Consider the following 24232-nt stretch of genomic DNA (forward strand, 5'->3'; position numbering starts at 1 on the left):
TGATCGGCGTTTACGTTGTCCCAGCCAAGATAGTGGAAGTCGCCCACCGATGCAAAACACCAAGCTCTTGCTAACCAGTTTCACCTTTGTGGGACTGCTCGCACTCGCCGGTTGTTCATTCCCCGGGGTTTACAAAATCGACATCCAGCAGGGCAATGTCGTCACGCAGGATATGATAGACCAGTTACGCCCGGGAATGACCCGGCCGCAAGTACGGTTTATCATGGGTAACCCCCTGCTGACCGACACGTTCCATGCCGATCGCTGGGATTATCTGTACAGCCTGCAACCGGGTGGCGGTGAACGCCAACAGGAACGCGTCAGCGTTATTTTTAACTCAAACGACCAGCTTGTCAGCCTGTCGGGTGATTTCATGCCCGGCGTGAGCCGTGACGAAGCCATTCTCGGCAAGGACAGCGGCACGACCAACGTGACCGCCCCTGCTGAAAACGCCGAGAAGCCGAAACCGGAAAAACCGGCCAAGCCAGGTTCCTTGCTGGATCAGATCCAGAAGGACGTCGATGGCGTGGAGACCGTTCCGGTTCCGACACCAGAGCCGCTGGACACCTCGCCGCAGTAATTTGCGAGGCAATAAAAAACCCGGAAATTCCGGGTTTTTTATTGCCTGCCGTTTGGCCTGGTCACTGATGTCGCGCTTTCGCCTCGGCAGCCTTGGCTGCCCGCAAGCGTCGAACCTCTTTCGGATCAGCCAGCAATGGCCGGTAGATTTCGATGCGATCGCCCGCCTGAACCGGTCGACTCTGCGGATCGGCAACCACCTTGCCGAAAATTCCCAGCGGGCAGTCGGCCAGATTCAGCGGCGCAAACTCATCGCCAATGCCGGACTTGAGCACGGCTTCGCGCACGGTCGTGCTTTGCGGAACACTGACCACGCGCAAAACCTGACGATCAACGGCGGCATACACCACCTCGATTTCGATCATCGTCTCAACCATGCATCTGCTTGGCGCGCTGACAGAACGCATCCACCAGCGTATTCGCCGCCTGATTGAACAGCGGCCCGAGCGTCGCGCGCACCAGAGGCCCGGCATAATCGAAGGACAGATCGAGACTGATCTTGCAGGCCTTCTCATTCAACACCTTGAACACCCAGACGCCGTGCAATTGATTGAATGGACCTTCTTCAAGGTTCATCTCGATCGACTGCCCCGGCACCAGCGTATTGCGTGTGACGAAGTGCTGGCTGAGGCCGCCCTTCGCCACGCCGACGCTGGCGCGCATATGCTCCGGTGAGCTTTCCAGCACCTCGGCCGCCGAGCACCACGGCAGAAACTCCGGATAACGCGCCACATCGTTGACGAGGTCATAGAGAAATTGCGCCGGGTACGGCAGCAGCGCTGATCGTTGAATATGTGTCGTCATGTAAGCGTTACTTCCAGAGCTGAGCGGCAAACACTACAAGAATGCCGATAGGCGCCACGTAGCGCATCAAGAACAAAGACAGGGCAAACAGTGCCGGATTACGGATCGACAATTCGTCGCGCACCGCTTCACGCCCCATCACCCATCCGGCAAACAGCACGAAACACAGGCCACCGAGCGGCAACATGATCCGCGAGGTGAAGAAATCGATCACGCCAAAGAAGTCCAGACCGCTCTTCGCTCCCCATTGGTAGAGGTGAAACATCCCGCCTTCGTTCACGAAAAATTTGGCTTCCTTCCAGATATTGAAGGAGAACACCGTGCCCAAACCGACGAACCAGCAAGTGAAAGCCAGCCAGAAAGTCACCCAGGCGCGGCTGACTTTGGTGCGTTCAACCAGATACGCCACCATCGGTTCGAGCAGGGAAATTGCCGAACTCCATGCTGCAACGGCCACCAGAACGAAGAACACCACGCCCATCAACTGACCGAACGCGACGTTACCAAAGGCAAATGGCAGGCTGACGAACATCAGGCCCGGGCCTTCGCTCGGGTTGAGGCCCGCTGCGAATACGATCGGGAACAAGGCCAGGCCGGCGACCAGCGAAACGAAGGTATCCAGCAGCGCCACACCGACAACGGTGCCGGACAGCGACGCGTTTTTCGGCATGTAGGCGCCGTAAATCATGATTGAACCGACGCCCACACTCAGCGAAAAGAATGCGTGTCCCATTGCCGGCAGCAAGCCGTCGAGAACCTTTTCCGGGTGGAAGTCGAACATGAAGTGCACGCCCTCCATGAAATGTCCGGTGGTCATGCTGTAACCGAGCAACACCAGAATCATCACGAACAGCAGCGGCATCATGATTCGCAAGCTGCGCTCAAGCCCTGCAACCACGCCTTTGGCGATCACGAAAGCCGATAACAGCATAAAAATCGTGTGCCAAAGTGTCAGGCGCCAAGGATTGGAGATGACATTCCCGAAGTACGCCCCGACCTGATCAGCCGTTACGCCCTGGAAATCCCCACGTCCCATGTCGATGATGTAATCCAGCGACCAGCCGCCGACCACGCTGTAGAAAGACAGGATCAGCAGCGCCGTGATCATCCCGGCAAACGCCCCCCACGACCACTTGGGCGAATGCCCTGCCTCGATTGCCAGTACCTTCAAGGCGTTGGCCGGACTCTGCCGCGCACGCCGACCAATCAGGGTTTCGGCCAGCATTACCGGGATACCGATCAAGGCAATGCATGCCAGAAACATCAGCACAAAGGCGCCGCCGCCGTAGACCCCGACCATGTACGGGAACTTCCAGATGCTGCCCAACCCCACGGCCGAACCGGTCGCGGCGAATATGAAAACCCAGCGGCTAGCCCAACTGCCGTGGACAGAAACCTTGTCTGTCGACATCGTTTATCACGCCCAAGCGTTAGAAAAAGAGGCCGCATTGTCCGGGATTCACTCAACCTGCTCAAGCACGCAGCATCACCGTAGCCGACAGCCGTTTATCTCCATATAATGCCGCCCCTATGGCTAAACAGAAGAAACACCCAACAGGGACCATCGCGCAGAACAAAAAGGCGCGACACGATTACTTCATCGAGCACAAGTTCGAGGCTGGTCTGGTCCTGGCCGGCTGGGAAGTAAAAAGTCTGCGGGCAAGCAAGCTACAGCTGGTCGACAGCTATGTCCTGCTCAAGGATGGCGAAGCGTGGCTGCTCGGTAGCCACATCACGCCTCTGATGACCGCAAGCACCCACGTCATCGCTGACCCGGTGCGCACACGCAAACTGCTGCTCAACCGCCGCGAGCTGGAAAAGCTTGCAGCGATGGTGCAGCAAAAGGGTTACGCCTGCGTCTGCCTGTCCTGGTACTGGAGCAAGCACATGGTCAAGTGCGAGATCGCTCTGGGCAAGGGCAAGAAGGAATACGACAAGCGTGATACCGAGCGCGAGCGCGATGCCGGCCGTGAGCTGCAGCGCGCTGTGCGCAACAAGGGCAAGGAAGACTAGCCTTCCCCTTTGAAAGCAAAGATCGTCCGATCGCGGCCCGAGCCTTCGGCAGCTCCTACGCAGGAATTCGCATTTCCCTGTAGGAGCTGCCGCAGGCTGCGATCTTTTGCTTTAAAAAATCACATCCCCTTGCGCCGCTCCGCCCGAGCCACGCGCTGAACCTCCTGCCGCACTTCTTCCAGCACTTCCTGCACATACAGGATATGTCGGCTGGAAACCTCCCGAGCTTGCTCCGCACGACCTTCGATAATCGCCAGATACAATTCCCGATGCTGAGTGATGAGCATGTCGCGGGTTTCCGTGCGCTGCTTGTACATGCCGCCAATGTTGGTCACAACGTTACGCTTGAGCAAATCGAACAAGCCACGAATGGTGTGCAGCAACACCGCGTTATGACTGGCTTCGGCAATCGCCAAGTGAAATTTCGCATCCGCCGCGCCCTCCTCCGCCCGACTGACTTCGTCGTGGCGCGAATAGCAGTCCTGCAACTCTGCGAACGCAGCGGACAGCCTTTCACGATCAACATCGGTTGCGCGTAATGCCGCGTAATAGGCACACGATGCCTCCAGAGTGTGCCGAAACTCGAGCAAGTCGCGCTGTGCTTCAGGATTGCTTTCGAGCAACTGCAGCAGCGGATCGCTGAACGTCGAACCGAGGCTTTCCACAACATAGTTGCCGCCACCCTGACGGCTGACCAACAAGCCCTTGGCTGCCAGTTTCTGGATCGCTTCGCGCAGCGACGGACGTGATACGCCAAATTGCTCAGCCAGCGCGCGCTCCGCCGGCAGCCGTTCGCCGGACTTCAGCGTGCCCTCGAGGATCATCCCCTCGAGTCGCTCGACAATATCGTCAGACAAACGGCGCTGACGTATCTGATCAAACCCCATAACTCATTTCTCCACGATCCCGACCGCTCGCCGGGCTCTCTATTCTGGCCTATCGGCGCCTTGCCGACACCTACCAGACGCCACTTGCCGAAACCGGATCAGATGCGATCTGCACCGCTGATACGACAAAAGTTTCAGGGCGACAAATTGACACACCGACATCAAGGCTTTTACCCTAGCCAACAGCGCTTGTAAATTGGTCTTACCAATTAACCAAGAACGCTGACAGTGCCTGACCAACAACAATTAGGGGCCACCCCATATGCAAACCTGGCAACAGCTCTACAGCCCGCTCGGCAGTCTCGGCGTGTCCGCACTCGCGGCCGTCATCCCCATCGTGTTCTTCTTTCTCGCGCTGGCGGTGTTCCGCCTCAAAGGCCATGTGGCCGGCAGCATCACTCTCGCGCTGTCGATTGCCGTGGCGATCTTCGCGTTCCAGATGCCAATGGATATGGCCTTCGCCGCCGCCGGTTATGGTTTCGCCTACGGTCTGTGGCCGATTGCCTGGATCATTGTCGCGGCGGTATTCCTCTACAAACTGACCGTCAAAAGTGGTCAGTTCGAGGTCATTCGCAGTTCAGTGTTATCGATTACTGACGACCAGCGCCTGCAGGTGCTGCTGATCGGTTTCTGCTTCGGCGCGTTCCTCGAAGGTGCTGCCGGTTTCGGCGCGCCCGTGGCGATTACTGCCGCACTTCTTGTCGGGCTGGGTTTCAACCCGCTGTACGCCGCCGGCCTGTGCCTGATCGCCAACACCGCACCGGTGGCGTTCGGCGCACTGGGGATTCCGATCATCGTTGCCGGCCAAGTCACCGGCATCGATGCGTTCAAAATCGGCGCCATGACCGGTCGGCAACTGCCGTTGCTCTCGCTGTTCGTGCCGTTCTGGCTGGTGTTCATGATGGATGGCCTTCGCGGCGTGCGTGAAACCTGGCCCGCTGCACTGGTGGCCGGCCTGAGCTTCGCCGTCACCCAATATTTCACTTCGAACTTCATTGGCCCAGAGCTGCCGGACATCACCTCGGCCTTGGCCAGCCTGATTTCCCTGACCCTGTTCCTCAAGGTTTGGCAACCTAAACGCACCGCAGGCGCGCAAATCGCTGGCGCCACATCCAGCGCCGCGATCACCGCCAGCGCCGGTGGTTTCGGTCAGAAACGCACAACCGTAGCTTCGCCTTACAGCCTCGGAGAAATTTTCAAAGCGTGGTCACCGTTCCTGATCCTCACCGTACTGGTGACCATCTGGACGCTGAAGCCTTTCAAAGCGATGTTCGCCGCCGGCGGTTCGATGTACAGCTGGGTGTTCAACTTCGCGATTCCGCACCTTGATCAGCTGGTGATCAAAACCGCACCGATCGTGGCCACCCCGACGGCCATTCCGGCAGTGTTCAAACTCGATCCGATTTCCGCGACCGGCACGGCGATTTTCTTCTCCGCGCTGATCTCGATGCTGGTGCTGAAGATCAATTTCAAAACTGGTCTTACCACTTTGAAAGAGACCTTCTACGAACTGCGCTGGCCAATTCTGTCGATCGGCATGGTGCTGGCGTTCGCCTTCGTCACCAACTATTCCGGCATGTCTTCGACCATGGCGTTGGTATTGGCGGCGACGGGCGCTGCTTTCCCGTTTTTCTCGCCGTTCCTCGGCTGGCTGGGCGTGTTCCTCACCGGCTCGGATACTTCGTCCAATGCCCTGTTCAGTTCACTGCAAGCGACCACCGCACACCAGATCGGCGTCAACGACACCCTGCTGGTGGCGGCGAACACCAGCGGCGGCGTGACCGGCAAAATGATCTCGCCACAATCGATCGCCGTGGCCTGCGCCGCGACCGGTTTGGTGGGCAAGGAATCGGATCTGTTCCGCTTCACCCTTAAGCACAGCCTATTCTTTGCAACGATTGTCGGTCTGATCACCCTGGCTCAGGCCTACTGGTTCACCGGCATGCTGGTGCACTAAACCAATAAAAATCCTACAAGAAGCATGGAAAAAACCGACGCCGGTTCGTGATGCCGGCGTCAGCAATTCACCACCCGGTCTGTAAGGCTGCTGAAAGCAACATTCTCTATATTCAGCAGCCGCAACAGACGGATAACCGGGACCACCCGGAGACACGCCTGATGAGCGAGCTTTTTTACAACGCTGTGCCGAACGCGACCCGCGTGGCACCGCCACTGCCCGAACCTCGGCAATACCCCAGCGAAAAACCCTCGCGGGTCTATCTGTTCGGGACGTGCGTGGTTGACCTGTTCTACCCCGAAGCCGGGATGGACGCGATCCACTTGCTGGAGCGCGAAGGGATTCGGGTCGAGTACCCGCAAGGGCAAAGCTGCTGCGGCCAACCCGCCTACACCTCGGGTTACACCGAGCAGGCGCGGACGGTGGCGCGCTCGCAACTGGCGCTGTTTGCCGGCGATTATCCGGTGGTGGTGCCGTCGGGTTCCTGCGCCGGCATGCTGCGCGAGCATTACGCCGACTTGTTCAAGGACGAGCCGCAAATACTGAAACAGGTTCAGGCCCTCGCGGCCCGCACCTATGAACTGGCCGAGTTCCTGTTGTTTGTCTGCAAGGTGCAGCTCAAGGACAGCGGCGAACCGGTCAAAGTCGCGCTGCACACTTCGTGTTCGGCACGCCGCGAAATGAACACCCACCTGCACGGCCGCGAGTTGTTGGCGCAGTTGAGCAACGTGGAACGGGTCAATCATGACCACGAAAGCGAATGCTGTGGCTTCGGCGGAACATTCAGCGTCCGCATGCCAGACATTTCCGGCGCGATGGTGGCTGACAAGACCCAAGCGTTGAAGGATTCCGGCGCACATAAGGTGTTGAGCGCCGACTGTGGCTGTTTGATGAACATCAACGGCGCATTGGAGAAACAAAAAGAAACGCTGCGCGGGCAACATCTCGCCAGCTTTCTGTGGCAACGAACCGGGGGTGCGCAATGAGCACTTCCGCGATTATTCCTACGGTCGCCGTAGAAGAAGATTTCCGCACCCGGGCGCACAACGCCCTCGGTGATCAGCAACTGCGGAACAACTTCCGCACTGCGATGGATTCACTGATGACCAAGCGGGCAGCGGCTTTCAGCGATGCCCACGAAAGAGAACATTTGCGCGCACTGGGCAATTCGATCAAAGCCCGCGCGCTCTCCAAGTTGCCCGACCTGCTCGAGCAACTGGAACAGAACCTGACCCGCAACGGTGTGACAGTGCACTGGGCGGAAACGGTGGACGAGGCCAATGGCATCGTCTTATCGATCATCCGTGCTCACGAGGCGCGGCAAGTGATCAAGGGCAAATCGATGGTCAGCGAAGAGATGGAGATGAACCATTTCCTCGAGGCTCAAGGCATTGAATGTCTGGAGTCCGATATGGGGGAGTACATCGTCCAGCTCGACCACGAGAAGCCTTCACACATCATTATGCCGGCGATCCACAAGAATGCCGGTCAGGTCGCGTCCTTGTTCCACGACAAACTTGGCGTGGAATACACCAAGGACGTTGACCAACTCATTCAGATCGGTCGCAGAGTCCTGCGGCAGAAATTCTTCGAAGCGGACATCGGCGTCTCCGGCGTCAACTTCGCCGTCGCTGAAACCGGCACCCTGCTGCTGGTGGAAAACGAAGGCAACGGCCGCATGACCACCACCGTGCCGCCGGTGCACATCGCCGTCACCGGCATCGAAAAGGTTGTCGAAAATCTCCGCGACGTGGTGCCGTTGTTGTCACTGTTGACCCGCTCGGCGCTGGGCATTCCGATCACCACTTACGTCAACATGATCTCCGGCCCGCGCAAGGAGCATGAACTCGACGGCCCGCAGGAAGTGCATCTGGTCCTGCTCGACAACGGTCGCAGCCAGGCTTTCGCCGACAGTGAATTGCGCCAGACCTTGAACTGCATCCGCTGCGGCGCCTGCATGAATCATTGCCCGGTCTACACCCGCGTCGGCGGTCACACCTATGGCGAGGTGTATCCCGGGCCGATCGGCAAGATCATCACCCCGCACATGGTCGGTCTGGCGAAAGTCCCCGATCACCCGAGTGCGTCTTCGCTGTGCGGCGCCTGCGGAGAAGTGTGTCCGGTAAAAATTCCTATCCCGGCGATCCTGCGGCGCCTGCGCGAAGAAAATGTCAAAGCCCCGGACAGCCCACACCGAGTGATGCGCGGTCAGGGCAGCAAATATTCGCGCAAGGAACGCTTTATCTGGAACGCTTGGGCGAAACTCAACAGTTCGCCAACCTTGTATCGATTGTTCGGTTTCTTCGCCACGCGCCTGCGAGCACTGACCCCGAGCAACGTCGGCCCGTGGACACAAAATCACAGCGCGCCGAAACCCGCCGCTCGCTCACTGCACGACATGGCCCGCGAGCATCTGGCCAAACAGGGAGACCGCTGATGAGCGCCAAGCAAAATATCCTCGGCAAGCTGCGGAAAAGTCTGACGGGCACTACACCGATTGCCGACGACTTTGATGTCGATCTGCTGACGCAGCCTTACACCTACACTGCCGAACAGCGCATTCCGCAACTGCGCAAACTGATGGAAGCGGTGCACACCGAAATCCACATGACCTCAGACGCGGAATGGCCGGCGCTGCTCGAGCAACTGCTGCACGACCGTCAATTGCCGAGCCTGCTGATCGCGCCGACTACAGCGCATGGGCAACGCATCACACAGCATTGGGCGAACAATCCTGATCTGCCTGCACTGAAATCCTACGACCGGCCGATGGAAGAGTGGAAAGCCGAGCTATTCGACGACACCCCGGCCAGCCTCACCGGCACCCTCGGCGCGATTGCCGCCACCGGCAGCCTGATCATGTGGCCAACCCGCGAAGAACCGCGCTTGATGAGCCTGGTACCGCCGGTGCATTTCGCCCTGCTCAAAGCCAGCGAAATCCGCGACAACTTCTATCAGGTGCAACATGAATTCAATTGGGCGCAAGGCATGCCGACCAACGCACTGCTGGTCTCCGGTCCGTCGAAAACCGCCGACATCGAGCAAGTGCTGGCGTACGGCGCGCACGGCCCGAAAGACCTGGTGGTTCTGATCCTGGAGGACCAATGACGCTTCCAGTGAATTTCCTGCGTGATGCGCAACAACTGATTCCAGCCGAGCGCCGTTTTGATGACCCTTTATCGACCCTGGCCTTCGGGACCGATGCGAGTTTTTATCGGCTGATTCCTCAGTTGGTAATCCGTGTTGAAGCTGAAGATGAAGTCGTGGCTCTGTTGAAACTGGCCCAGCGCGACAACGTCCCGGTGACCTTTCGTGCGGCAGGCACCAGTCTGTCCGGCCAAGCAATCAGCGATTCCGTTTTGATTGTGCTTGGGGATAACTGGAACGCCCGTGAGATTCGCGGCCAAGGCACGCAGATTCGCCTGCAACCGGGCGTGATCGGCGCGCAAGCCAACGCATGGCTGGCACCGTTCGGGCGCAAGATTGGCCCGGATCCGGCGTCGATCAACGCCTGCAAAATCGGCGGCATCGTCGCCAACAACGCCAGCGGCATGTGCTGCGGCACCGCGCAAAATACCTATCACACGCTGGCCGGGATTCGTCTGGTACTGGCCGATGGCACGCGCCTGGATACCGAGGACGCTGCAAGTGTTGCGGCATTTCGCGCCAGCCACGGCGATCTGCTTGATCGCTTGGCGACCTTGGGCCGCGAAACTCGCGCCAACGCCGAACTGGCTGCACGAATTCGCCACAAATATCGTCTGAAAAATACCACCGGCCTGTCGCTCAACGCCTTGGTGGATTTCGATGAGCCTGTGGATATCTTGAGCCACTTGCTGGTCGGCTCCGAAGGTACGCTCGGCTTCATCAGCGCAGTGACCTACGACACCGTGATCGATCATCCAAACAAGGCCTCGGCGCTGATCGTCTTCGCGGATGTGGAGACCTGCTGCAACGCGGTCACCGTGCTGAAAAGCCAACCAGTGTCTGCAGTCGAATTGCTCGATCGCCGCAGTCTGCGCTCGGTGCAAGACAAACCCGGCATGCCCGCTTTCGTACAACAGCTGTCGAACAATGCCTGCGCGCTGCTGATCGAATCCCGCGCTGCATCTTCCACTTTGCTGCAGGAACAACTGGCGCAGATCATGACGTCGCTCAGTGGTTTCCCGGTAGAGAAGCAAGTCGATTTCAGCGAAGACCCTGTGGAAAACGCCAAGCTCTGGGCGATCCGCAAAGACACCTTCCCCGCCGTCGGCGCCGTACGCAAAACCGGCACCACGGTGATCATCGAAGACGTGACCTTTCCGGTCGAGCAACTGGCCATTGGCGTAAACCGCCTGATTGCCCTGTTCGATAAACATGCCTACGACGAAGCGATCCTTTTCGGACACGCACTGGAAGGCAATCTGCACTTCGTCTTCACCCAGGGCTTCAACAACCCGGAGGAAGTCGCACGCTATCAGGCGTTCATGGATGACGTCGCGCAATTGGTGGCGGTGGAATTTGGTGGCTCGCTGAAAGCCGAGCACGGCACCGGCCGCAACATGGCGCCCTTCGTCGAACTGGAATGGGGCAGCGACGCCTATCAACTGATGTGGCAGCTCAAACGTCTGCTCGACCCGAACGGCATTCTCAATCCGGACGTGGTACTCAGCGAAGATCCACAGATCCACCTCAAGCATTTGAAGCCGCTGCCGGCGGCCGACGAGATTGTGGATAAATGCATCGAGTGTGGTTTCTGCGAACCGGTCTGCCCGTCGAAAGGCCTGACCCTGAGCCCGCGCCAGCGCATCGTGATCTGGCGCGATATTCAGGCGAAGAAACGTGCCGGCATCGACACCCGTGAACTGGAAGAAGCCTACGAGTACCAAGGCATTGAGACCTGCGCGGCGACCGGCCTTTGTGCGCAACGTTGCCCGGTAGGTATCAATACCGGCGAGCTGGTGAAAAAGCTCCGTGGCCGACACGCGACCCATCAGAAAACCGCTGACTGGATCGAAGGAAATTTCGCCAAGACCCTGCAAGGTGCGCGCTTTACGCTGCATGTGGCCAACGGCGCGCGGATGCTGATGGGCGCGCCGCGTCTGGCGAAGCTATCCGCGAGCCTGACCCGTCTATCTAAAGGCCAAGTGCCGTTGTGGACGAGCGCGATGCCGCAACCGGAGAGAGCCATTCGCTTCAGTCCGAATGTGTCGGACGAACGCCCGCGCGTGGTGTATCTGGCCGCGTGTGTATCGCGGGTCATGGGCCCGGCGGCGGGTGATAAAGAGCAGACGTCGCTCTACGACAAAACCCGTGGATTGCTGGAAAAGGCCGGTTACCAAGTGGTCTTCCCGGACAACCAGGACAACCTCTGCTGCGGTCAGCCTTTCGCCTCCAAAGGCTATGCCGAGCAAGCCGAACACAAACGCCAGGAGCTGATCAGCGCACTGCTGCACGCCAGTCGCGGCGGCCTCGATCCGATCTACTGCGACACCAGCCCGTGCACGCTGCGGCTGGTGCAGGACGTAGGAGAAACTCGTCTGGATCTGTACGACCCGGTGCGCTTCATCCGTACGCATCTTCTCGACCGACTGGACTTCACCGCGCAAGAAGCACCAATTGCCGTGCACGTGACCTGCAGCACGCAACACCTGGGCGAAAGCCAGGCGTTGATCGATCTGGCGCGCAAGTGCAGCAACACCGTGGTCATTCCCGAAGGCATACATTGCTGCGGGTTTGCCGGCGACAAGGGTTTCACCACACCGGAGCTGAACAGCCATTCGCTGCGCTCGCTCAAGGATGCGGTGCAGCATTGCAGCGAAGGGATTTCCACCAGCCGCACCTGTGAGATTGGTCTTACGCAACATGGCGGAATTGACTACCACGGCCTGGTCTATCTGGTGGATCGGGTGACCCGAGCGAAGGCCTGCTGAAGAAAAATAGAACCCTTGCGCGCGACTGTAGTCCACAGAATAACCCCGAAGCATCGGGGTTTTCCTTCCATACGGTTGCCCGTCCTGACGGCCAGCGAAGTCTGGATCCCTCAGTTCAAGGAGATACACATGAAACGTTCTGTACTGTTAGGTCTGTTCGTTACTGCCTCGATGCTGGCTTCCACTTCGTTCGCCGCAGACAAGCCTGCCGACCTCTGCGATGCCAATATTCAGACCATCGACAATGCCAAGGGGCAGCTGTCAGCGAACCCGGAACTGACCCAGCGCGCTGAAACCAGTGTGGCCAAGGCCAAGGCGCTGAAGGCTCAAGGCAAAATCGACGACTGCATTGCAGAAACCTCGCAAACCATCGTCGAACTGCGCAAGTCCACCGGTACCAACAACTGATCAGCGTCGCGGCCAACCTTCGGGTTGGCCTTGTGGGCTGATTGGCGTACACTGCGCAGGCTTGTTGCTCAAACAGCTGTACTGAGCAATGAGTTCGGGGCCGTTTAGGATTCGACGCCGGTTGCGAAACTCTAGGTGCATGCCGACTTGGTAACAGAAGTCGTAAATCCACTGTTGCAACTACTTATAGTTGCCAATGACGACCAATACGGTGTTGCTCTCGCTGCTTAATTGCAGCTGACAATGCTCCTGGTACCTTCGGGTCCAGCAATCATCAGGGGATGTCTGTAAACCCAAAATGATTGTCATATAGAACAGAATCGCCGTGCAGTACGTTGTGGACGAAGCGGCTAAAACTTACACAACTCGCCCAAAGCACCCTGCCCTTCGGGTCGCTGAGGGTTAACTTAATAGAAACGGCTACGCATGTAGTACCGACAGCGGAGTACTGGCGGACGGGGGTTCAAATCCCCCCGGCTCCACCACTTCAACATCTAAAGACGTCCACGGACGTCTTTTTTTGTGCCTGAAATCCAGCAAAATCAAGGCTTTAGCGTCTATTAGCGTCCATGGGCGTCCGACACAATCCACGTAACCTGGTATTCCAGATGGTATTCCAAGCCCTTCAGTGGTAATTTTTGGAATACCAATTGATGTCATGGAACACCTCATGTGCGCCCAAGCCACCCGCCTCTCTGACCGCCAGCTCAAAGCGGTAAAGCCAAAAGACAAGGACTACGTCCTCAGCGATGGAGACGGCTTACAGCTGCGCGTGAGGGTCAATGGCTCTACGCTATGGAACTTCAACTACCGGCAGCCGATTACCAAAAACCGCATCAATATGGGCCTCGGCACCTACCCAGAGCTCTCGCTCGCCCAAGCCAGGAAGAAAACTGTCGAAGCCAGAGAGCGTCTCGCTCAGGGCATCGACCCGAAAGAACAACGTAGCGAGCTGGAGCAGACAAAAAGACAGGCAACCGAGCACACATTCGAGAACGTGGCGTCTGCCTGGTTTGAACTGAAAAAGGATTCTGTGACTCAAGCTTATGCCGAGGACATCTGGCGCTCGCTCACACTGCATGTCTTTCCATCGCTGGGAACAACACCTATCTCGCAGATCAATGCCCCGAGGGTCATCGAGCTGCTGCGCCCTTTGGAAACCAAAGGCAGCCTGGAGACAGTGAAGCGACTGACCCAACGACTCAACGAGATCATGACCTACGGTGTGAATTCGGGAATGATCTTTGCCAATCCGCTCAGCGGCATTCGGGCCGTTTTCAAGAAGCCGAAAAAGCAGAACATGGCAGCCCTCCGCCCCGAAGAGCTGCCAGAGTTAATGGTCGCCATCGCCAATGCGAGCATAAAGAGAACAACCCGCTGCCTGATCGAATGGCAACTCCACACCATGACCCGCCCTGCGGAAGCCGCCACGACGTCCTGGGCTGACATCGACCTCGACAAGAAAACCTGGACGATCCCAGCGGAGCGCATGAAGAAGCGACGCGCTCACGTCATACCGCTGACCGAACACACACTTGCTCTGCTTGAGACGATCAAACCCTATAGCGGCCACAGAGAGTATGTATTCCCTGCTGATCGAGACCCGCGAACCCACTGCAATAGCCAGACAGCAAACATGGCCCTAAAACGCATGGGCTTTGAAGGTCGATTGGTAAGCCAAGGAATGCGCTCCATGGCCAGTACCATCTTGAACGAACAGGGATGGGATTCGGAGCTGATTGAAGTCGCACTTGCGCACGTGGACAAAGACGAGGTACGCAGCGCCTACAATCGTGCAGATTACATTGAGAGAAGACGTCCCATGATGATCTGGTGGAGTGAACACATCCAGCAAGCCGCCACTGGAAGCTTGTCAGTTTCAGCCATTCAGGGACGCAGAGTAAGCGTCCGGGCAACACACCTTCCTGACGCCGTCGCTTGAAGCGAAGTTGTCCACCTGAATTTTAAGTGGACACCATCGCCCTTATGCCTTGGATCAGGTAGGTGACATCGCCGGACGGTTACCGACTTTCGTCCAACAAGCCGGACAGGGACAGGCGCCACTCACTGATCATTCCCAAGCACACGAGCGTATCTGCATAGGGGATGAATCTCGCTGTGCAAGCGGCTCTTCCTCCATATCAAACTTGACTCCTTTTACAGCGTGCCTACTTAGACTATCAGGTACGTACTCTATCCCGGGCACGCTTGAGGACTTGGGCCCAAGGACAAAACCGCGATCCTTTTTGATTACGATTGTGGAGGTAGCAGCGCATGCCACATGAGAGAACAATACAATATTGTGACCTCCTTCATTCTGCACGGACTTGAAGATGACTCCGTCAAATCGAGGGTCATACTGGGTGGCAAGGTACTCTGCGACGACCTGGGTGATCAGGTAGTTCTTCTCGAAACCTGGGAGAACAGGCACGGTGATTTCGTTGTGTAAATCTCGCAGAAACTCCTGACGACCCGATTTTTCGAAATATTGAGGATCGAAAAAACTGGGCCGCTGCCCCAAATCAGCTTTCTCAAAACGACCGAAGTCCAGCAACCGCACTTCACGCGTCAGTCGAAACTCGCCGCTGATGACAGTACCACCCACCGGGGGACGCAGCTCAGCCACACATGTTTCGCGCTCGAATGCGCCGTAAAATGCAGAAACGCCAGCGGGGTTCATCCGACCTTCGCCAGATTTTTCTTTGGGCGGGGCCGCAAGATTGGAGGCAGGATCCCGACTGATCGACTCGACAGCATCAGACGTGGTGCACGAGCGGGCCCGATAGTTAGGCGGTGCGTCCTTTGGAGTGAGTATCCGCACCACCGAGTCATCGCGCGATGAGCAGGAATAGCCGTCTAGACCTTCGAAGAGCCAGCCTAAAAATTTCTTTGCGCTGTCGTTGAAGTAGCGATTGCCGTGCCTTACACCATCCCCGAATTCATGCCACTGCCTTTCCACGGCATACGGTAAAAAAGGCATCCGGATATAGGACGTATCCCTACTATAGGATTGGCCATCGAAATTATCACAGACTGCCTGGACAATGGGTTCGATATTGTCGCAGCCAAATATTTCGCTGACCCAATACTCTACGTCGTCTCCCTGCTGACCGTGACGTAGCTCGTTACCGCTCCAGTAACGATGATGCTCCCCCTCACAAATGTATTTGCCTAGGACAGCCTCCACTTGGCCTGTCACTTGGGCTAGCGGGATGCATTTGCGCGTTACGCCACACAAGCTGCAAGGAGCGGAGACCCCGCTGCGTTTGATGCGCCTCTCCAGGTACGGTTCTATGACGCATCTAAAGCAAACTACTTTCTTCACGACCATGGCAAACGACTCAGTCCTTTGAAGGATATCTGATGGATACATTATGTGGCTTCGTTCAAAGCTCTGGACGCTAAGGGCATAAAAAAATACACATACCTGGGCTGAGCAACCTGAGCCGACAGTGCGCAGAGCCGAGACGTTTCTAACCAAGCGGCAGCTCAATGACCGCCAACGCTTCGGCCGCTACCGCCCCGATATACCTTCTTCTCTATGTTCCGTGTTACCTGGTACGGCTTTCCTTTTCAACTACGGAAGAGTCTGTGATCCGCTGAGTTGTCGTTATGCTGGACGGCTTGTCGCATCCTGTAGCCCTGAAGGATTTCCGACGCTGCAGTGTTGTTTCGAACCTCATACGAGACACCACCTGGAGCGGCCGAAATTAGCTGTACCACTGTGCAAGGCAACCCAGCAGCACTAAATTTTCTTTCAACAAATTCGGTTTCAGCTCGATCGTGACTCGACATTAGGACTTGGTAGCCCTCCAACTCAACGAGGTTGCGCATCACGTCCGTGAATGCAGCAGAGTGAATCACATCGTTGTGTTGCAAGGGATCATCCAGAAGGAGCGCACGCCACCTCGACCACGGATAAGAGACACTTGCACTACACAGTATGCTGAAACCGTTGGCAGCTAACTGCCCCTCGCTCAAGATGAGTTGGGGATTAAGATTCCGGACTTCGGGAGTGCCGCCATCCTGCGTACGACGACGAATACGTGCGCTAAACTCGGTTCGGTCGGCAAAGTAGTCCGCGTTAAAAAACACCGATGTCCCGGGACTGGTGAGAAGAGCATCGTTGAAGGCGCCGATTAATTCGTTTAATGGGCGCAGGAACTGATCCGAAAAGGAGTCAGCCTCATCTTGCAGCCGTTCAGCAAGACGGCGGATCGCCTCATGTGCTGCTTGAATTCGGGCGGCCTGAGACCGGGAGGCCGTAACCGCAGCCTCAATGGCAACACGATTCGTCTCGACCGACCCAGAGCCAATCTGTGCCGCAACCATCCCGCGCAAGTTATCCAACTCTTCCTGACCGGTTGTGTTCTCCAGTGCCGCGACCAATCGCTGCCGCTCTGACTCGATTGCGTTGAGGTCAAATCGCCGACTGCCGAGTTCTGCTAGCTTGTGCTCGAAGACTGCTTGAGCTGGTGGTGGCAATAACCCGTGCGACGACCACATGCTGGTCAATTCTGTAATCTGTTTCTCAAATCCGGTCCAAGCCTGCTCGTGCTCGGCCAAGGCCGCACTCAGTCGCATATCCTCTGCTTTCGATGCGGATAGTACTTGGAGCTCGACAACATGTAAGCCATGCGCAGATTTCTGCGCAGCATCGATCTCATCGATGTCTGCCTGAACCTTGGCTAGCAATGCGGGAACGCTTTCAGGGCTAAGCCCCTCCTCTCCCCCCCTTACTTGGAAGCGCCGCTCGGATCCCGCCAGGTCAGAGATCGCACGAGCTATTTCAGTGCGTAGTTCAGCAACATCTGCTTCTAACTGTTGCAGCCGCTCATGGCACTGGTTTCGCTTACGCTGCATCTCTACCGCCCCTACTTCCATCGAGGCAAGTGCCCGCCGCGCAGCGTCGAGCCGAGCTTCCCGCTCACCTAACCGGGCATTAGCCACCGCAGCGATATCGCTCGCCGGGTCCATAAGTTCCAGGCGAGCAAACAGTTCGTTTCGTAGGGTATCTAGAGCAGTTTGCGCATTATCAACTTCCTGTGTCGCATCATCTATTTCGGCTATGGCACTGAAGGCTGCAGCTCTTTGGTTCTGAGCGAACTCCAACTCCACCTGCGCCTCATCAAGACGTGCTTGCGCGACTGGGAGCCCCTCGTCCGCTTCCTTAGCTGAAAGCTCGACGAGTTTTTTGAGTTCGCCAACAGCGAAGTGCGATTTGCAAAGAGGGCAATTGGTGTCGTGGTCGCCAAGATGCGCAGAAATTGTCGCCAGCGCGCTTGAGATAGCCCCGGCGCGCTCACGACGCTCTTCAAGTTCGAGGCGCCTACTCTCTACGAGAGAGCTGGCAGCCGCCTCCAACTCTGCATACTCTGATTCAGAAAGTTCAGGTTCATCGTTAACCGCACGATCTTGTTGCAACAACGCATCCGAAAGTCGATCTTCTAATACAGACAGCTTGGTCGACTCTACAACCAGTGCTAGCGCTGCAGAATGGCGCTCCTCGGCAACAGCAAGAGCGGCACGCGTACTCTGCAACGCCGCAAGTTCATCGTCAGCCTTTGAGCATTCCAAACGAAGCTCAGTAATAGAGGCTTCAATTGCCGAATTTTTTTCAACAAGCGCAACCCGCCGTCGACCTGCTTCAGAAGCTTCGTCTAGGTCGGTCTGAGCGCCTAGAAGAGTCGCCATACGTTCTCTCAAGCGCTGACCCCGCTTGGAGATCTCGCGCCAATTTCTATCCAGATTCTCGACCGATACCTCACGCGCCGTAAGCGCTTCCTCGCTCTCAATCTTTGCAGCACGCAGTGCTACGAGCGAAGCGCTCGCAGCGGACTGTCGACTCGACAAATTGGAATGCTGCTCTGGAATACGAGCGAGTTGCATGAGGCGGCTTTCCGCGACCTCCATGGCTTTATTCGCGTCGACAATCCGAGTCCGAAGCTCCGTAAGGTACTGCTCCAGATCAGCCGGGGAATGAGCCACCGCTCTATCTGTCACAAGCGAGAGCCGTCGATTAAGATCCTCAGCTCCACGGATGATTTGATCCCGAGGAATAGCACCGGCCGCTTCAGCCTTTCCTTCCTGACGTCGTAGCCGTTCGATTAGCGCATCCCAATGGGCGAGGCGGTCCTCGTGTCGGTTCAACTCCAGCGCAGCGGCTTCGGCCTTTCGTTTCAGGGCTAGCGTTGCTGAGCGGCCGCGCAGTCGCTTGCGTATGTGCTCTAGCCGCTCGACTCCGGAAGGAACACGAAGGGCGTTCCACTGCTCGGGAGCCTCTCTCGACATGAATCGCTGTTGTGACCCTTGTCCCAAGAAATGAGTGAGTGCCAAGTAGGTGGAAAGATTATCCACCTGCTGTCCCCAACCAGGACTGACGAGGAGACTTTTCAAGTCTGGATCTGAAGTTCCACTAGGTCCATTGGGATTACCTTCACGCTCGACCTGATGACCATCGGAGAAACTCAGACTGACAGCGTGCGAGAACTGTTCCGCACCCTCTCTCGTCAGATAATCAGCCTCGGTGTTACCTCTGCTGAGATACCGTTCGAAGTGCTTTACCTCTGACGTCAACCCCCACTCAATCGCGTCGAAGAAGGAGCTTTTTCCTAACCCGTTCGGCCCGGTGATAATGACGAGGCCGGGAACGCCCGCAAGCTCAAGATCGAAACTCCCAAATGTGCGGAAGTTGCGAAGTTGGATACGTTGAAGATAGAGGCTCACGGTGTTACCTCCGACCAGGCGTCTACGAGTGCATCCATAAGTTCAGCTCCATCTGCCAAATCAGAGTCAGCCAGTTCAAACCAACGATCAACCACGGACTGCTCTATTCCTAGCTCAGCCGCGACGTCAATAAGCGCGCTCAATCGGTCTAATGGAGCCGCAGGCTGCGGTGGTAAAGCTTCCCAAGGGCGAGCCAAAAACGTACGAGCTATAAAACCAGCGAATGCCTCATTACGCTCGTCTAAGTTCTCGGGCGGCAACCACACAAGCTTTCTAGCAACACGGTCATCGCGCTCAATCGCCAAGGCGAGCGCTCGCCATTCTGGATCATCCTCACTGCCGTCCGGCCCCACGAGCCAAAGCTGCAGGTCCAGAACCTGCCCTGGGGGCAAGTGGGAGCGAGCAACCACACCCTGATTACGATATCGACGGACACCATCACGAACCAACGCAACATCGGGCGAGATAGGCAGACGACCGAACAAGATCGGAAAGCGGCCTATGGTTACGGTGGCGATATCGACAGGTAGATGCGAGCCCCTCAGCACGTCCTCGCCAGTACCACCGCGAAAATCCGCCGACGCCAACTCATTTCGGACCACTGCCTCAAGATCTAATGCTCCTGCAGCGGAAATTACACGCGACACAAAGTCGCTCAACAGTTCGCTCATGCTTGCACTTCCCCTGTGTCAATCTGGTCTTGCCACTGTTGGCGCAACCGAGCCTCAGTGGCGGCAATATGAGCAACGACCGCTTGCCTGCCGATGCCCAATGCTCTCTGAAAACTGGCATCGACACCAACGATCACATTGCATGGAGTAGGTGGTGCGTCCATCCTCATATCTCCCAGTCCAGCATCTGACAAGGATAGTTGGCCGGCTTGCTCAAAACTTGCTGGAGCATTCAGCTCTGAAAGCAGGACAAAGGATGTCTGCCAGGCATGAAGAGTCGCCATTAATGTGATGCTCCGACCTTCGATTAGGTCTGCACCAGAGGCATAGATGGTGGATATTTCTGTACCATCCTCAGCACGGTTGTCGAAATTACCTGGCGCCACACTCCGGGGAGATGAGTTGGGCCAAGCCTCAGCAGTGGCAAGCGCAAGAGTAATTGTTCGAATGATGTTCGCCATTCTTAGCGGGCCCACCAAAACCTGTCGATCGGTGTTGTCGCCGTCGTCCTCCATAGTACATGCCGCCAACCGGAGTAGCCTGCCAAGCAAGGCCAAATCGGCTCGTAGGCGAATCCGCCAGGCAGTCCACCTCCGAGCCATTTCGGATCGTAAAATGGGCTCAATCCTCCACGTTACCCAGTTCGCTGCTTCGCTACCTGTCGTGAGGTAAGTCATCAGATGTTCATCGACTTGATCAAGCGTCCAAATGTCCATACCTGCATGTAGTTCGGCCGCGACCACATCAGCATTGATGATGGCTGACTGCATTTGCGCAGCAACTGCTGTCCCTATGATCGGAGACGGTAACGAATGAGCATGTGGTGATCTTTGCGTCAGCGAGGTTAACCATTCGTTCCAGCAGCGTTCGTCAGTCTCCATACGAACCTGCCGGGCATGAATAACAAGCCTGGCGACTGCACCGCCTAAGCTCCCAAGATCGGTCGGCTTGGCCCCACACTCGAGGTTTAATGCACGATCGGCGTTTCCCCACCAGCCCAACAAATCAATTGGACGAATACCGCCAGACCAAACGATCGAAGGTGGTATATCGGCGAGACCGATCCGCACCCGCTGCGGCTGTAGTTGCACCGCAGCGGCAAGCAGATGACGCGAGACCGGAAAGTTAGCGGCAGCAAGCCCATGATCAAGCTCTTGAGCCGCGCTAGGAGTTAGATGAGGTGGGGAGTGACGCTTCGAATCAGCAGCTAACCAGCTCACATGATTTGCTTCATAGGCGGCGCGAATATCCTCGAAAGGCCTAAACGCCTCTAACTTGGCCGCACCATGCCGTATAAACAACTCATCGACCCTGAGATCTGTTCCAGAAACAGAATAGAAGCCCTGGCGGGCAATGTCCGCTGAAATCGCACCTGCTAGATGCCTAATCGGTAAGCCAGCATCATCCGCAGCGGTGAACAGTAAATAGACCAGTAGACGGTTGAGTGCTGAAGTTGGTTGCACCAACAACTCATCCCGCTGAGTATTGAAGATGATATTTACCCGATTACGGAGACGACCTGCGATTTCGCCAATCAGACCATCATCGCGTAACCGCGGGCCTATGAATCGATCGTACGCAGTGAGGAAATCGAAGCCCATTCCGAACTGCTCTGCTTCAAGATCAATTTGCAATAATTCATCAGAGATTTCTTCAATGCCCGGCCACGTTGTCACCAGTTCGATTAAGGCCGTGTGATCAAAATCTTGAAGCGCTGCAGCGCAAAGATCGATTAGCCCTCCATCCCCGGCTCCTGAAACGAGAATGGTTGTTTCGCGATCTGCATATCGCGGTGCCCCAGGGACACCTCGGTCAGACCAATATGAGTTCCAAGGCGCATTACCAAGCTGACGCTCTCTACCAAAACCAATTGCAATGAACACAGCGCCATAGCTTGCAGCTGATAGGTCATCACCCCTTACAGATTGGTGCCGAACTCGATAGGCGACCGTGCCGATGCGTTCGATGGCGGTGACTTCTCGCAGCACCTTGATGGGTAGCGCATTCGGCCGATGCGCCTGGAGGGTTCCGAACTGACGCATAACCTCGGCAGCGACTGAATCTGCAGTACCTGCGCTCCAATTGAGGAAGGGCAGGCCTGCACTCCGAACAAGAGCACCTTGTCGAGGCCATTCATAAATATGGGGATGAAGGTTGCGCTGTACGCAACCTCGTTGCAGATGTAGGGCATGCTCTTCGCGTTCGAACACGTCCACGTGACAATCTGGCTTCAGGATCGACAGCCCCGCGGCAACAGATAATCCCGCGGCCCCCGCGCCGATTACAGCAAATCTTCTCTTGTCCCGCAGTATCCCATTAGCAACCAGAGCACTTGCCAGGTTGAAGCCTCGGACTTGCTGTGAATAGAACGTAATGCGGCTGTCGTACGACCCTATCACATAGATCGATGGCCAACCTGGTACCTCCGCACCATTGATCGAGTCCAATTCGTTCATCGCAATCCCTAGTAGATCGACATGAAGCCTATAGGCACATCGCCTCTGGCGCTAAGTGTCCGAGAATACTAAAGCGTGCAGTATGGAGCTAGTGGGTAGGTCTCGAGCGCCCCTTTTCTTATTAGCTACGTAATTGCATGGACCTGATCAGCAGGCATTTGCTGCTGTGGCACACTCGTCAGAGTTGATTGGAATGAAGTGATATGGCTGCCACTATCACGGGCAAAATCCGCAAGATTTGGATACTCACAACCTGCATTGGAGGCCCCCTCGAGAGGCTGTTCTGCAAGCGGCTCGCGTCCTGCGTACAGAGCAACAAATAACGGCCGACATCCGATGTCGGCGGTTATTTATGGAATCTCGGTATGCTTCGGCAATTTCTACTCTCAAATCGCAGGGAATCCAATGACTCGCACCCCAGTTTCAGAACAAGAACTGATCGACACCTTCCTGCCGGTCATACTGGAAAACGATGCCAAAGGCATACTTCAGGATCTGCTGGGCAACCCCTCACTTGCCTTGCACTTTATGGCGTTCGACGAGACGGACACCCGGAAGGCGATTCGTCACGTCCAGGGCATCCTTGAAGAGTGCTACCGTGCGGGTCACCTTAAGGTCGCAATGAGCCATGAAGATGGGCGCTTGTATGGCTATGCGCTGCTCTTCGAGCACCCGGATCCCTCCATTCCGCGGTACTGCCACAAAATCTTCGTATTCAAGCAGTACAGAGGGCACGGCATAGGTACCCAACTACTCCAAGCGCTGACGCTAGACGCCAGAGGTTCATGCCTGCTCTGTAGTAACGAACTGATCCCGTTTTATGAGAGCGTTGGTCTTGAAGTGAAGAGTACCTACACAGCTCCAAGCGCCCAGCAGGGCTTTGCCTTCACAAGCGAACTCTATACAGGCCTCACGATCATGGGGAGCCCAAGCGCTGGCAGCTTTGCGCCGGTATTCATGCTCAACGATCAGGACATCAAGCAGCTTATGGTGTTGGGTGCAGGCTAGTAGCGCTAGGATACCTGCTATGTGCAAAACCAACAGCATCCCACCCTTGATCCGAAGCTTGGAGAATTACCGTGTCAAACGCACCCGTGTCTTTCGAGGACCCGAGAGCATCGCCGCAGAGGCATTGTCTCGGGAGGCAATTGCTCCATTCCTGAATGACCGCGGTTACACCGTGATTGCCGACGAGAGGATCCCTCGGGCGACGCTGTTCAGCAGTTCGTTTCCGTCCAAGCTCCCGATGGCCGGAAACTGAAGATGCGGGTTCGGCTCTGCTGGCGCCGAGGGGGCAGAAACCCCAACGAGAAGAACTATGCAGCGGCCCAACTGATTGCCCGGCTGCGTCCAGGTGGGTGGGATACGACGCTGGAGTATCTAGCCGAGCGAGACCGCCAGCACGGGATTACCCACAATTTGCTCCTTCAGCGGGATGGGGACGAAATCATCTATGCCGCTCTCCTTCCCGTGGAAGCAGTCAGTTCGATTTGGCACCGCCAGCGCGACGTAAGCAACGAGCTACAACGCAGGGGGAGCATGGGGCGAATCAGGAAGAACCATGCCGAGAATGGCTCCAGCCCTACGCTGTGGTTGCAGGACGACAGAGCTCCGGATGCACACAAGGTATCTGATGCACTTTGGCAGTGGCCTGGAGTGATCGATCTGGCAGAAATCGCCCCTCAGGTAGGGCGAGAGTACTTCGACGACACTTTTGACGACTGTCCTTCCCCTGATTATTCGACCCCCGGCCGAGACGAAGGGAGTCGACTTTCTGTTGTTCGTTCAGAGGTTCGTCGGGATCCTCACATGCGCC

18 protein-coding genes and 1 other RNA gene are annotated in these 24232 nt (G+C 56.7%); 11 read left to right on the top strand and 8 right to left on the bottom strand.

Annotated features, from left to right (window positions below):
• Window positions 1-49 precede the first annotated feature (49 nt).
• A complete protein-coding gene (locus QOL84_RS15345; protein ID WP_129388930.1) occupies window positions 50-580 on the top strand; it encodes an outer membrane protein assembly factor BamE in 531 nt (176 codons plus the stop codon).
• Between the two features lie 61 nt (window positions 581-641).
• Here QOL84_RS15345 and QOL84_RS15350 read toward each other — a convergent pair whose 3' ends face one another.
• The 3 genes from QOL84_RS15350 to QOL84_RS15360 are packed head-to-tail and all read right to left on the bottom strand — an operon-like array spanning window position 642 to window position 2794.
• Window positions 642-956, bottom strand: coding sequence for an RnfH family protein (locus QOL84_RS15350; protein ID WP_283437731.1), 315 nt, complete (start codon window positions 954-956; stop codon window positions 642-644).
• On the bottom strand, window positions 949-1383 hold the full coding sequence (locus QOL84_RS15355; protein WP_008088301.1) for a type II toxin-antitoxin system RatA family toxin: 435 nt from the start codon (window positions 1381-1383) through the stop codon (window positions 949-951). Before QOL84_RS15355 ends, QOL84_RS15350 begins: the two co-directional genes overlap by 8 nt.
• Before the next feature lie 7 nt (window positions 1384-1390).
• Window positions 1391-2794 (bottom strand): sodium-dependent transporter, encoded by a 1404-nt coding sequence (locus tag QOL84_RS15360; protein ID WP_283437732.1) that lies wholly within the window; start codon window positions 2792-2794, stop codon window positions 1391-1393.
• Window positions 2795-2913: 119 nt separating this feature from the next.
• Here QOL84_RS15360 and smpB point away from each other — a divergent pair, with 119 nt between their 5' ends.
• The gene (gene smpB / locus QOL84_RS15365; protein WP_008088297.1) at window positions 2914-3396 is read left to right on the top strand and encodes an SsrA-binding protein SmpB; all 483 of its coding nucleotides are present in this window, start codon (window positions 2914-2916) and stop codon (window positions 3394-3396) included.
• A 119-nt stretch (window positions 3397-3515) separates the two neighbouring features.
• On the opposite strand, the gene QOL84_RS15370 is transcribed toward smpB, so the two are convergent.
• A complete protein-coding gene (locus QOL84_RS15370; RefSeq protein ID WP_129388921.1) occupies window positions 3516-4283 on the bottom strand; it encodes a GntR family transcriptional regulator in 768 nt (255 codons plus the stop codon).
• A gap of 262 nt (window positions 4284-4545) precedes the next feature.
• Between QOL84_RS15370 and QOL84_RS15375 the strand changes: the two genes are divergently transcribed.
• From QOL84_RS15375 to QOL84_RS15410, 8 genes are all read left to right on the top strand, one after another.
• On the top strand, window positions 4546-6240 hold the full coding sequence (locus QOL84_RS15375) for a lactate permease LctP family transporter (protein WP_283437733.1): 1695 nt from the start codon (window positions 4546-4548) through the stop codon (window positions 6238-6240).
• Between the two features lie 161 nt (window positions 6241-6401).
• Entirely contained in the window at window positions 6402-7226 is an 825-nt protein-coding gene (locus QOL84_RS15380; protein WP_283437734.1) for a (Fe-S)-binding protein, read from the top strand.
• Window positions 7223-8677 carry a LutB/LldF family L-lactate oxidation iron-sulfur protein gene (locus tag QOL84_RS15385; RefSeq protein WP_283437735.1) on the top strand — a complete coding sequence of 485 codons (1455 nt, stop codon included), beginning with the start codon at window positions 7223-7225 and terminating at the stop codon, window positions 8675-8677. Before QOL84_RS15380 ends, QOL84_RS15385 begins: the two co-directional genes overlap by 4 nt.
• Window positions 8677-9348, top strand: coding sequence for a LutC/YkgG family protein (locus tag QOL84_RS15390; protein WP_283437736.1), 672 nt, complete (start codon window positions 8677-8679; stop codon window positions 9346-9348). The genes QOL84_RS15385 and QOL84_RS15390 overlap by 1 nt, the downstream gene beginning before the upstream one ends.
• The gene (locus tag QOL84_RS15395) at window positions 9345-12155 is read left to right on the top strand and encodes an FAD-binding and (Fe-S)-binding domain-containing protein (protein ID WP_283437737.1); all 2811 of its coding nucleotides are present in this window, start codon (window positions 9345-9347) and stop codon (window positions 12153-12155) included. The genes QOL84_RS15390 and QOL84_RS15395 overlap by 4 nt, the downstream gene beginning before the upstream one ends.
• Before the next feature lie 129 nt (window positions 12156-12284).
• Window positions 12285-12563 carry a hypothetical protein gene (locus tag QOL84_RS15400; RefSeq protein WP_283437738.1) on the top strand — a complete coding sequence of 93 codons (279 nt, stop codon included), beginning with the start codon at window positions 12285-12287 and terminating at the stop codon, window positions 12561-12563.
• 96 nt (window positions 12564-12659) lie between these two features.
• Window positions 12660-13048, top strand: a transfer-messenger RNA (tmRNA) gene (gene ssrA / locus QOL84_RS15405).
• Window positions 13049-13233: 185 nt separating this feature from the next.
• Window positions 13234-14505: an integrase domain-containing protein gene (locus tag QOL84_RS15410; protein WP_283437739.1), complete on the top strand. Its 1272-nt coding sequence runs from the start codon at window positions 13234-13236 to the stop codon at window positions 14503-14505.
• A 129-nt stretch (window positions 14506-14634) separates the two neighbouring features.
• Here QOL84_RS15410 and QOL84_RS15415 read toward each other — a convergent pair whose 3' ends face one another.
• The 4 genes from QOL84_RS15415 to QOL84_RS15430 all read right to left on the bottom strand — a co-directional run bounded on the left by QOL84_RS15415 (window position 14635) and on the right by QOL84_RS15430 (window position 22416).
• The gene (locus QOL84_RS15415) at window positions 14635-15894 is read right to left on the bottom strand and encodes an RES family NAD+ phosphorylase (protein WP_283437740.1); all 1260 of its coding nucleotides are present in this window, start codon (window positions 15892-15894) and stop codon (window positions 14635-14637) included.
• A 242-nt stretch (window positions 15895-16136) separates the two neighbouring features.
• On the bottom strand, window positions 16137-19289 hold the full coding sequence (locus tag QOL84_RS15420) for an AAA family ATPase (protein ID WP_283437741.1): 3153 nt from the start codon (window positions 19287-19289) through the stop codon (window positions 16137-16139).
• Entirely contained in the window at window positions 19286-19960 is a 675-nt protein-coding gene (locus QOL84_RS15425; RefSeq protein ID WP_283437742.1) for an ABC-three component system middle component 1, read from the bottom strand. Before QOL84_RS15425 ends, QOL84_RS15420 begins: the two co-directional genes overlap by 4 nt.
• A complete protein-coding gene (locus QOL84_RS15430) occupies window positions 19957-22416 on the bottom strand; it encodes an ABC-three component system protein (protein ID WP_283437743.1) in 2460 nt (819 codons plus the stop codon). The genes QOL84_RS15425 and QOL84_RS15430 overlap by 4 nt, the downstream gene beginning before the upstream one ends.
• Before the next feature lie 405 nt (window positions 22417-22821).
• On the opposite strand from QOL84_RS15430, the gene QOL84_RS15435 reads away from it, so the two are divergent.
• Entirely contained in the window at window positions 22822-23424 is a 603-nt protein-coding gene (locus tag QOL84_RS15435; RefSeq protein WP_283437744.1) for a GNAT family N-acetyltransferase, read from the top strand.
• The last annotated feature ends 808 nt before the right edge of the window (window positions 23425-24232 follow it).

It is taken from the genome of Pseudomonas helmanticensis (assembly GCF_900182985.1).
In the GTDB taxonomy this organism is placed as follows: Bacteria; Pseudomonadota; Gammaproteobacteria; order Pseudomonadales; family Pseudomonadaceae; genus Aquipseudomonas; species Aquipseudomonas helmanticensis.